At 40.5% G+C, this 10,413-nt stretch carries 6 protein-coding genes, 2 rRNA genes and 2 pseudogenes (1 of these 10 running past the window's edge); 3 read left to right on the forward strand and 7 right to left on the reverse strand.

What is annotated here, in order from left to right; all coding sequences use genetic code 11:
• Window positions 1-9: 9 nt before the first annotated feature.
• From RDV53_RS09545 to pta, 3 genes and pseudogenes are all read left to right on the forward strand, one after another.
• Window positions 10-1,215, forward strand: a complete 1,206-nt coding sequence (locus RDV53_RS09545) for an acetate kinase (RefSeq protein WP_005696205.1) — start codon at window positions 10-12, stop codon at window positions 1,213-1,215.
• Window positions 1,216-1,279: 64 nt separating this feature from the next.
• A pseudogene (locus RDV53_RS10250) lies at window positions 1,280-1,603 on the forward strand (AAA family ATPase); the annotation flags it as partial.
• A gap of 75 nt (window positions 1,604-1,678) precedes the next feature.
• Window positions 1,679-2,731 (forward strand): annotated as a pseudogene (pta, locus tag RDV53_RS09550) (phosphate acetyltransferase); the annotation flags it as partial.
• Between the two features lie 87 nt (window positions 2,732-2,818).
• Here pta and rnd read toward each other — a convergent pair.
• The 7 genes from rnd to RDV53_RS09585 all read right to left on the reverse strand — a co-directional run.
• Window positions 2,819-3,970 (reverse strand): ribonuclease D, encoded by a 1,152-nt coding sequence (gene rnd, locus RDV53_RS09555; RefSeq protein ID WP_005696207.1) that lies wholly within the window; start codon window positions 3,968-3,970, stop codon window positions 2,819-2,821.
• Window positions 3,971-4,039: 69 nt separating this feature from the next.
• Window positions 4,040-5,728, reverse strand: a complete 1,689-nt coding sequence (gene fadD, locus RDV53_RS09560) for a long-chain-fatty-acid--CoA ligase FadD (protein ID WP_005696209.1) — start codon at window positions 5,726-5,728, stop codon at window positions 4,040-4,042.
• Between the two features lie 46 nt (window positions 5,729-5,774).
• Window positions 5,775-6,317, reverse strand: coding sequence for a Slp family lipoprotein (locus RDV53_RS09565; protein ID WP_005696211.1), 543 nt, complete (start codon window positions 6,315-6,317; stop codon window positions 5,775-5,777).
• A 20-nt stretch (window positions 6,318-6,337) separates the two neighbouring features.
• Window positions 6,338-7,048, reverse strand: coding sequence for a tRNA (adenosine(37)-N6)-threonylcarbamoyltransferase complex dimerization subunit type 1 TsaB (gene tsaB / locus RDV53_RS09570; protein ID WP_005696212.1), 711 nt, complete (start codon window positions 7,046-7,048; stop codon window positions 6,338-6,340).
• A gap of 2 nt (window positions 7,049-7,050) precedes the next feature.
• Window positions 7,051-8,973, reverse strand: coding sequence for a DNA repair helicase YoaA (gene yoaA / locus RDV53_RS09575; protein WP_005696213.1), 1,923 nt, complete (start codon window positions 8,971-8,973; stop codon window positions 7,051-7,053).
• A gap of 120 nt (window positions 8,974-9,093) precedes the next feature.
• Window positions 9,094-9,209 (reverse strand): 5S ribosomal RNA (gene rrf / locus RDV53_RS09580).
• A gap of 146 nt (window positions 9,210-9,355) precedes the next feature.
• A 23S ribosomal RNA gene (locus RDV53_RS09585) occupies window positions 9,356-10,413 on the reverse strand; it runs 1,840 nt beyond the window's last position.

The raw sequence follows: 10,413 nt of genomic DNA on the forward strand, positions 1-10,413 counted from the left end.
AGGGTTCCTATGTCAAAACTTGTTCTCATCCTTAACTGTGGTAGTTCTTCATTAAAATTTGCAATCCTTGATCCTGCAACAGGTGAAGAAAAATTATCAGGCTTAGCAGAAGCATTTTACCTTCCTGAAGCTCGTATAAAATGGAAACTTAACGGTGAAAAAGGTAGCGCAGATTTAGGTGCTGGTGCAGCGCATACTGAAGCGCTTAACTTCATTGCGTCAAACATTATGACTGATGAGCTTAAAAACTCTATCACCTCGATTGGTCACCGTATCGTTCACGGTGGTGAGAAATATACTCAATCTGTTGTCGTAACAGATGAAGTGATTAAAGGTATTGAAGATGCTGCACAATTTGCACCACTTCACAACCCTGCTCACTTAATCGGTATCCGTGAAGCATTCAAAACATTCCCACACTTAAAAGATAAGAACGTTGTCGTATTTGATACAGCATTCCACCAAACCATGCCAGAAGAAGCATACTTATATGCACTTCCATACTCACTTTACAAAGAACACGGCGTACGTCGATACGGTGCACACGGTACCAGCCACTACTTCGTTTCTCGTGAAGTCGCTGAATACGTAGGCAAACCAGCAGACCAAGTAAACGCAATTATCTGTCACTTAGGTAACGGTGGTTCTGTTTCTGTGGTTCGTAACGGTAAATGTATCGACACATCTATGGGTTTAACCCCGTTAGAAGGTTTAGTCATGGGTACACGTTGTGGTGACATCGACCCTGCGATCGTTTTCTATCTATACAAAAACTTAGGTATGTCAATGGATCAAATCGAAGAGACTTTAGTAAAAAAATCAGGTCTTTTAGGTTTAACTGAAGTAACAAGCGACTGTCGTTATGCAGAAGATAACTACGACGATGCATCTAAACCAGAAGCAAAACGTGCATTAGATGTTTACAGCTACCGTTTAGCAAAATACATTGGTGCATACATGGCTGTTCTAGGTGATGATCACTTAGATGCAATCGCATTTACGGGTGGTATCGGTGAAAACTCTGCTCACGTTCGTGAATTAGCCTTAGGCCACTTAAAATTATTCGGCATCAAATTAGACCAAGAACGCAACCTTGCTGCTCGCTTTGGTAAATCAGGCGTGATCACTGCTGATGACTCTGCATTCAAAGCAATCGTTCTTCCAACTAACGAAGAATTAGTAATTGCACAAGATACAGCACGTTTAGCGGGCTAATCAACTTCCTTCAAACCTGCTGAGAAATCAGCAGGTTTTTTCATTCATTAAAAGGTATATCAAAATGACTAAAGCAGTTATTCTTATTCCAACTAGCGCAGAAGCAAATTTAGTAGCAGCACTAGACGCAGCTAAAACAACAAGCGCTGTCGTATTCAATGCAGTAGAAGATGTAAAAGTAGCTCAAGCATTAATCGCAAATAATCAAAAAGACGTGTTGTTAGAAAAAATCGTGGCTGATTTCCAAGCATTAAATGCAAATCTAGTGATTGTTAAAGGTGTTCAACCTTCAGCTCAAGCGCCTTTTGCAAATAGCTTAAACTTCGCGATTGCGCAAACCTTAGATGCACAAATTATCTTAGTGGCAAACAATGAAGAAGGCACATTAGTAGAAGCCGTTGCTTCAGAGTTTGGCGGTGTGAATAACACTGACATCTTAGGTGTATTTGGTGCACAAGCAGGCAAAATTAAGGCTTTAGATGCACAAGCATTAGCTGCGGCAATCGCTGCACCACTTGCTCGTGAAGCTCGTATTTCTCCAGCAGCATTCCGTTTTAAATTAACTGATTTAGCACGCAAAGCAGGTAAAACCATCGTATTACCAGAAGGTGATGAACCTCGTACTGTTAAAGCGGCAGCAATCTGTGCTGAACGTGGTATCGCAAAATCGGTATTATTAGCGGATCCTGAATCAGTGAAAAAAGTTGCGGCTGAACAAGGCGTGACTTTAGGTGCTGACGTAACGATCATCAATCCAACTGACGTACGTGAAAACTACGTTGCTCGTTTAGTTGAATTACGTAAATCTAAAGGCTTAACTGAAGAACAAGCTCACGCACAATTAGAAGACACCGTTGTATTAGGTACGATGATGTTAGAAGCAGGCGAAGTAGATGGTTTAGTCTCTGGTGCCGTTCACACCACTGCAAATACCATTCGTCCACCGATGCAAATCATTAAAACCGCACCAGGTAGCTCAATTATCTCGTCTGTATTCTTCATGTTATTACCAGACCAAGTATTAGTGTATGGTGACTGTGCTGTAAACCCAGAACCAACCGCTGAACAACTGGCTGAAATCGCAATCCAATCTGCTGAATCTGCAAAAGCATTTGGTTTAAATCCGAAAGTGGCAATGCTTTCTTACTCAACCGGTACTTCTGGTTCTGGTCAATCTGTAGAGAAAGTGAAAGAAGCTACCCGTATTGCACAAGAAAAACGTCCTGATTTATTAATCGACGGTCCATTACAATACGATGCAGCTGTAATGAAAGATGTAGCAGCGTCTAAAGCACCAAACTCTAAAGTAGCAGGTCAAGCAAACGTATTTGTATTCCCTGATATCAACGCGGGTAACATCGGCTATAAAGCGGTTCAACGTTCTGCTGATTTAGTCGCTGTAGGCCCAATGCTTCAAGGTATGCGTAAACCAGTTAATGACTTATCTCGAGGTGCATTAGTGGATGATATCATCTACACCATCGCATTAACCGCAATCCAAGCAACCCAAGCTTAATTAAAGCCATCGTTGTAAAACACTAAAGAAAATAACCGCACTTTTGATGATTAAAAGTGCGGTTATTTTTAGACTTGTTTTTAATGTCTATTCTACAGATTTTAAGTATTCAACCAGCTTTAAGCCAATTTCTCTTCTCCACCCTAAAAGTAAATCAGGCAGTTTTGTCATATCTTCATTTTTTAGCCAAACCCATTTGATGAGATCTTCTAAATTTCGTTTACTCGCCAGAATATCAAGGGTTAATCCTTTTGGGGTCAGTTCATAAGCTTTTTCTTGTAATAATCGAATTGCCTTTTTATAACGAGGATCATCCACAATACGCACTAAACGTTTAGGATAATCATAAGGGGAAATTCGGCGGCTTTGTGCTAACAATTGAAGCATTTTTTTACCACGCACACGAACTTCATTTTCAGATAATCCAAGCGCTAACATTTCTGATGTATTACGAGGATTATTTTTTGCCACTTTCCAAAGGTTATCCGATTTCACCACATAAGAAAGGGCTAAGTTTCGAGCCATTGCCGTTTCTTGTCGCCACTTAGCTAATAGCTGTAAACGCGCTAATTCGAGCGGATTCAATTTCCAAACATTCGGAATATCCAAATAAGCTTTATTTGGATCGCGATCGTCTAATTTACTGGTTTTCGAAATCGCAAGCTGGCAATCATCAATTACCGCTTGAAGCCAAGGTGATTGCGCTAATTCTATTTGCATCTTTTGATAGACCGGCAAGAGATACCATACATCCCCTGCGGCATATTGTAGCTGTACGGGGGAAAGTGGACGTTTTAGCCAGTTTGTACGTGTTGCCCCTTTATCCATTTCAATGCCTAAATAATGTAACACCAATTTGGCTAGGCCCGCTGAATTAGCAAAACCTAAAAAACGCGCCATGATTTGTGTATCCATCATAAGTTGAGGAAGCGCATCAAACTCTTGCAAGAAAACCAATAAATCTTCATTACATGCATGCAAGATTTTTGTTACCTGCTGATCGCGTAATAATTCCACAAAAGGTGAAAAATCAGTGATGGATAAAGGATCGATCAATGAAACACGTTCACCATCATAAAGTTGAATTAATCCTAATTTAGGATAATAGGTTGATATCCGCATAAATTCGGTATCTAAAGCGACCGCACTTTGCTGACGAGCTAACTGACAAACCTGAGCCAGTTCTTCATTATTTTGAATTAACGTAAAGTGCGGTTGATTTTGGCATTCTTTTATCATTGTAATAGGATGTATTTTCAAATAGAGGTACAGACTAAACAGGGATATGAGTACATATCCCTGATTTAATTAATGTTGCGCGCGTTTTGCTATTTCTTCATCACGCAGTACGCGTCTTAAAATTTTGCCTACATTACTTTTCGGCAATTCATCACGAAACTCAATGTCTTTCGGAACTTTATAACCAGTGAGATGTTGTCGACAATGTTGGCGTAATTCATCACGCGTGAGGCTATCATCTTTCTTCACAACGAAGATTTTGATAGTTTCTCCCGACACTTCATGTGGCACACCAATAGCGACTACTTCAGCTACTTTATAATTTAGCATCACCACATCTTCGATTTCATTTGGATAAACGTTAAAGCCAGAAACCAAGATCATGTCTTTTTTGCGGTCAACAATTCGGAGGCTATAGCTTTCATCCATAATGACAATATCGCCCGTTGCCATCCAGCCATCTTTAAGTACTTCAGCTGTCGCTTCAGGACGTTGCCAATAACCACGCATGACTTGTTCACCTTTAACCCAAAGCTCTCCGGCTTCACCAAGTTGTGCTTCCGAGCCATCGTCTTTGATAATTTTAATATCGGTATTTGGCACTGGTACACCAATTGTACCATTGTGTTTCACTACATTAATCGGACAAGCTGCAATTAGCGGTGAACATTCTGTCATGCCATAGCCTTCAATGATGTTACAACCGGTTAAATCATGCCAACGCGTTGCGACCGATTGTTGGATCGCCATACCGCCGCCAACAGAAAGCTTTAATCGTGAAAAATCCACTTCTTTGAAATTTTCATTATTAAGCAACGCATTAAACAGGGTATTTACTCCTGTAATCGCTTCAAAACGGTATTTTTTGAGTTCTTTCACAAAGCCATCAATATCACGTGGATTCGTAATTAAGAGTGCGGTAACGCCAAGCTCTAAGAAAAGTAAACAGTTTACCGTTAAGGCAAAAACATGATAAAGCGGTAAAGCTAGTACGGCAACACGTTGTTTAGCATGATCGCCAATAAATGGCTCTGCAATCCACTTCGCTTGGAAAATATTGGTAATAATACTGCCGTGTGTCAGCATTGCGCCTTTGGCAACTCCAGTTGTACCACCTGTATATTGTAAGAAAGCTAAATCTTCTCGATCAATTTGCGGACGAACATATTGACGGAATTTGCCTATACTCAATACCTCTCGAAAAGTGACGGCATTCGGTAATTTATATTTTGGCACTAACTTTTTGACATATTTCACGACAAAATTAACCAAATTACGCTTACCAAAAGAAAGCTGATCGCCCATTCTTGTCAAAATCACGTGTTTGACTTTAGTGTTAAACACGATTTTTTCTAAGGTTGAAGCAAAGTTTGAAACAACAACAATTGCTGTTGCACCGCTGTCTTGTAACTGATGTTCTAATTCACGTGGGGTATAAAGTGGATTGACGTTTACGACAACTAAGCCCGCACGTAAAATGCCAAAAAGTGCAATAGGATACTGCAATAAATTCGGCATCATAAGTGCAACACGCTCGCCACGCTCTAATTTCAATTCATTTTGTAAATAAGCTGCGAATGCGCGACTGCGCTCTTCTAATTTACGAAATGTTAGAACCTGCCCCATATTGATATAGGCTGGACGGTCTGGGTGCTCACGAATTGCTTTATCTAAAATATCGAGAATCGAATCATACTTTGAGGTATCCAGCGTGGTCGGTGAACCTTCTGGATAATTTTGAAACCAAACTTTTTCCATTTTTTATCCTTATTCTTTGGAAAATTTTCTTAATTTTATCATGTAGTTAATAGAGATAATAGCGAATTTCAGGCTCGCCATACCAATAATACGGTCGTCTACCGAAAAAGCCCCAATCATCCCACATATCATCTGGATAATAATAGCTTTGAGAGAGCTTCCAGACACGATAATGATTGGTTTTAATAACCGGATAAATATAGTTGGCTTGATCGACCTTGCCTTGTTCTGTTTTCAGCAAAGTACCGCCAATTGTAATAAATTGATCTTTTAAGCTTTCTGGCTCCACAAAACCATCAAGATAAGTGATAAAACGTCCATTAGGTTGTTCATCAATCATCGGTTTTGCTGAGGTTGAATAAACGGGATAGCTTAATACTTCAATTTTAGTTTTATTCGGCAAGGCTTGTGCGGTTAATACTTTTCCACCCAAGCGTATTGATTTGCACTGACAGCTATAATCACTCTGTTGAATTGAAGATAATGATTTTAAAGTAAACTGCTCTTTTTCCAGCCCTTTCGGTGCATTGACACATCCCACTAATGTGGCCGAAAGTGCGGTCAAAACTAAGATCGTTTTTTTATTCATCTTCAACTCCTTTTTGAAAATTATTCACGCCCAGGTAATTTTTTCCAAGTTACTTCATTACGCAAATAAACAGGTTCAATTTCTAAGGCGGATATGATTTTATTCTGAGCATAATCTGTTAAAGCAAGCTCAAGCATATATTGTGCAGAAGGTAAAATAATATCACTCCCTTCTAAACCACTGTCTTTAAATTGAGGATACGCAGCCCAACCTGTTCCGACTCGATAGGCGGTTAAATCTGAAAATTGCTCAAGTACTTTTTCTGGTTGGCAAACTTGTTCTTCAATAACAGGATTCCATTGGAAAAACTCACTCAATTCTGACCGCACTTTTTCTCGTTTTATTTGAGAAAAATAAACTTCATTCATTCTTGCATCAATGGCAGCTGCCACATTTTCAGCTTGATGTAATTCAAATGCAGCCTGAGCCATTGCTGTTAAATTTGATACCGCAATAACAGGTAAATCAGCACCAAATGCAAGCCCTTGAGCAATCCCTGCACCAACACGAACACCAGTAAAACTACCAGGGCCGCGTCCAAATGCTAACGCATCTACTTGCTTCAAATTGATACCTGAATTGGCAAGTAACTCATCAATCATTGGAAGAATACGTTTTGTGTGTGTACGTTGCGCTAATTCATCTAAATATGTTTTTTCGCCTTTATGCCAAAGTGCAACAGAACAGGCTTCTGTTGAAGTATCAAGTGCTAATAAGGTGATATTTTTCATTATTAATCCATTTTCTCATTTTGTAAGAATTGTACCACTTTGTTGAGATCTCGGGTACGGGTTGAATTAGGTAAACTTTTTAGAAAGGTTTCGCCGTAATTTCGCATAACAAGACGATTATCACAAATAATTACCGCACCACGATCAGTCACATCTCGAATTAGGCGTCCTACGCCTTGTTTCAGCGTAATAACCGCTTCAGGGATCTGTATATCATTAAATGGATCGCCACCTTGTAATCGGCAGTCTTCAATACGTGCTTTTAGTAAAGGTTCATCTGGTGCGGTAAAAGGCAATTTATCAATAATGACTAAGGAAAGGGCATCACCACGGACATCCACACCTTCCCAAAAGCTAGAAGTAGCAACTAGTACGCTATGAGTTTCCTGAATAAACTGTTCGAGTAATTTTGCTTTAGGCATTTCACCTTGCAATAAGATAGAAAGCTCACTATTTTCTCTAAAATACTCTGCCAAGCCCCTCATCATTAAATAAGAAGTACAAAGCACAAAGCATCGACCTTTATTCGCTTCAATGATAGGCAACAACATTTCACCAAGAGATTGTAACGTATTATTTTGATTCGTTGCTGGTAAATAACGTGGCACGCAAAGTAGCGATTGATTAGGATAATCAAAAGGACTGTGAAGAATTTTTTGTTCTGCTTGCTCAATACCAAGTCGCTGACAGAAATGATTGAAAGTGCCGCCAACTTCAAGAGTGGCTGAAGTAAAAATCCAAGCTGCTTCTTTATTATTTAACTGTTCGCCAAATTTATCTGCGACAGTAAGTGGCGTAATATGTAAACCAAATTGTCGCCCCATACTTTCGTACCAATAACAATAACCAACAATGGCCGTATCACAAAGACGCGTTAATTGATTCTTGATACTTTCAGTGCGTTCAAAAATACTATCCAAAGTCTGAGAGCGACCTAATGCAATCTTGATCACTTCAGAAAGAAACTCTATTTTTTCTTGCAATAATTCAACCGATTTTTTGACCGCACTTTGTTTAAATAGCTCACGCCAATTTCCTCGCTGATTTCCCTCACCTAGAAGAAGACGGAAATCTTGAATAACTTTAAGCAATGTATCTGCCGTTGTGCCAAGCTGTGGCATATCTTTCAATTCTGTTCGATAAACAATATTGATATCTTTACATAAATCAAATAGCTGGCGAGAGGTTAATGATTGACCAAAATACTGGCTAGCTATATCGGGAAGTTGATGTGCTTCATCAAAAATAATAACTTCTGCATTAGGAATAAGCTCACCAAAGCCACTTTCTTTTACCGCCATATCAGCAAAGAAAAGATGATGATTTACTACTACAAGATCTGCGTTTAGTGCTTTTTTACGAGCTTGTGCAACATAGCATTCAGCGTAGTTAGGACAATCCGTTCCCAAACAACTTTCTGCCGTGCTCGTCAATTGAGGCAAAATTGGGCTATCTTCAGCTAATTCAATACATTCTGTCAAATCACCTGTTTTCGTTGCATTATTCCATTTTCTTACTTTACTTAAATCGGCTAAAACAGATTTGTCCCCAAGCACACCTTGAGCAATAACTTGATCAAGCCGTTCCAAACATAAGTAATTGGATCGACCTTTTAATAATGCAATTTTTCCAGAATAATTTAAGGCTTTTTTTATGGCTGGAAGATCTCTTGAAAAAAGCTGATCTTGTAGATTTTTAGATCCAGTTGAAATGATTGTTTTCTTTCCAGCAATGAGTGCCGGTGCTAAATAAGCAAAAGTCTTTCCAGTACCTGTTCCAGCTTCTACAACAAGCGGTCGCTTATTTTGGATAGCATATCCTACTGATTGAGCCATTTCGAGCTGTTCTGCTCGTGGCTTAAATCCTTTGATATTCTTACTCAATTCGCCATCACTGGAAAAGATCTTACTTATCTGTTTTTTCATAATTATTGCTATCTAGAAATAGGCGAAGATTTTATCATTATTAGACTCATTTATGTATGAATTCTAATATTTTATATAAAACAAAACCCCAAGCCATTCAGCTCGGGGTTCACATTCACTACCTGGCGGTGTCCTACTCTCACATGGGGATGCCCCACACTACCATCGGCGCATCGGCGTTTCACTTCTGAGTTCGGTATGGGGTCAGGTGGGACCACCGCTCTATCGCCGCCAGGATTATTCCTTTAATAACTTTTCTCTACTCTGCTCTCACTATCTCTAGTGCTCACAACCAAACAAGCTGATTCACTTCAAAACTTTCTTCTTCATCTCTGAATCTTTTTATTTTAGTCTTACAACCTCAAAAACCCTTGAGCGTTGTATAGTTAAGCCTCTCGGGCAATTAGTATCTGTTAGCTCAACGGCTCGCACCGCTTACACACCAGACCTATCTACGTCTTAGTCTTAAACAACCCTTACTGTCTTAAAGACAGGGAGAACTCATCTCTTGGCAAGTTTCGTGCTTAGATGCTTTCAGCACTTATCTCTTCCGCACTTAGCTACCCGGCAATGCGTCTGGCGACACAACCGGAACACCAGTGGTGCGTCCACTCCGGTCCTCTCGTACTAGGAGCAGCCCCAACCAATTCTCCAACGCCCACGGCAGATAGGGACCGAACTGTCTCACGACGTTCTAAACCCAGCTCGCGTACCACTTTAAATGGCGAACAGCCATACCCTTGGGACCTACTTCAGCCCCAGGATGTGATGAGCCGACATCGAGGTGCCAAACACCGCCGTCGATATGAACTCTTGGGCGGTATCAGCCTGTTATCCCCGGAGTACCTTTTATCCGTTGAGCGATGGCCCTTCCATTCAGAACCACCGGATCACTATGACCTACTTTCGTACCTGCTCGACTTGTCTGTCTCGCAGTTAAGCTTGCTTATACCATTGCACTAACCTGACGATGTCCGACCGTCATTAGCAAACCTTCGTGCTCCTCCGTTACTCTTTGGGAGGAGACCGCCCCAGTCAAACTACCCACCAGACACTGTCCGAGACCACGTTTCGTAATCTTCGTTAGAACATCAAACGTTAAAGGGTGGTATTTCAAGGACGACTCCATAATCACTGGCGTGACTACTTCTAAGTCTCCCACCTATCCTACACATCAAAATTCAATGTTCAGTGTCAAGCTATAGTAAAGGTTCACGGGGTCTTTCCGTCTAGCCGCGGGTACACCGCATCTTCACGGCGATTTCAATTTCACTGAGTCTCGGGTGGAGACAGCCTGGCCATCATTATGCCATTCGTGCAGGTCGGAACTTACCCGACAAGGAATTTCGCTACCTTAGGACCGTTATAGTTACGGCCGCCGTTTACTGGGGCTTCGATCAGGAGCTTCTCTTTCGATTACACCATCAATTAACCTTCCAG

This window comes from Haemophilus parainfluenzae ATCC 33392, from assembly GCF_031191205.1.
GTDB classification, from domain to species: domain Bacteria; phylum Pseudomonadota; class Gammaproteobacteria; order Enterobacterales; family Pasteurellaceae; genus Haemophilus_D; species Haemophilus_D parainfluenzae.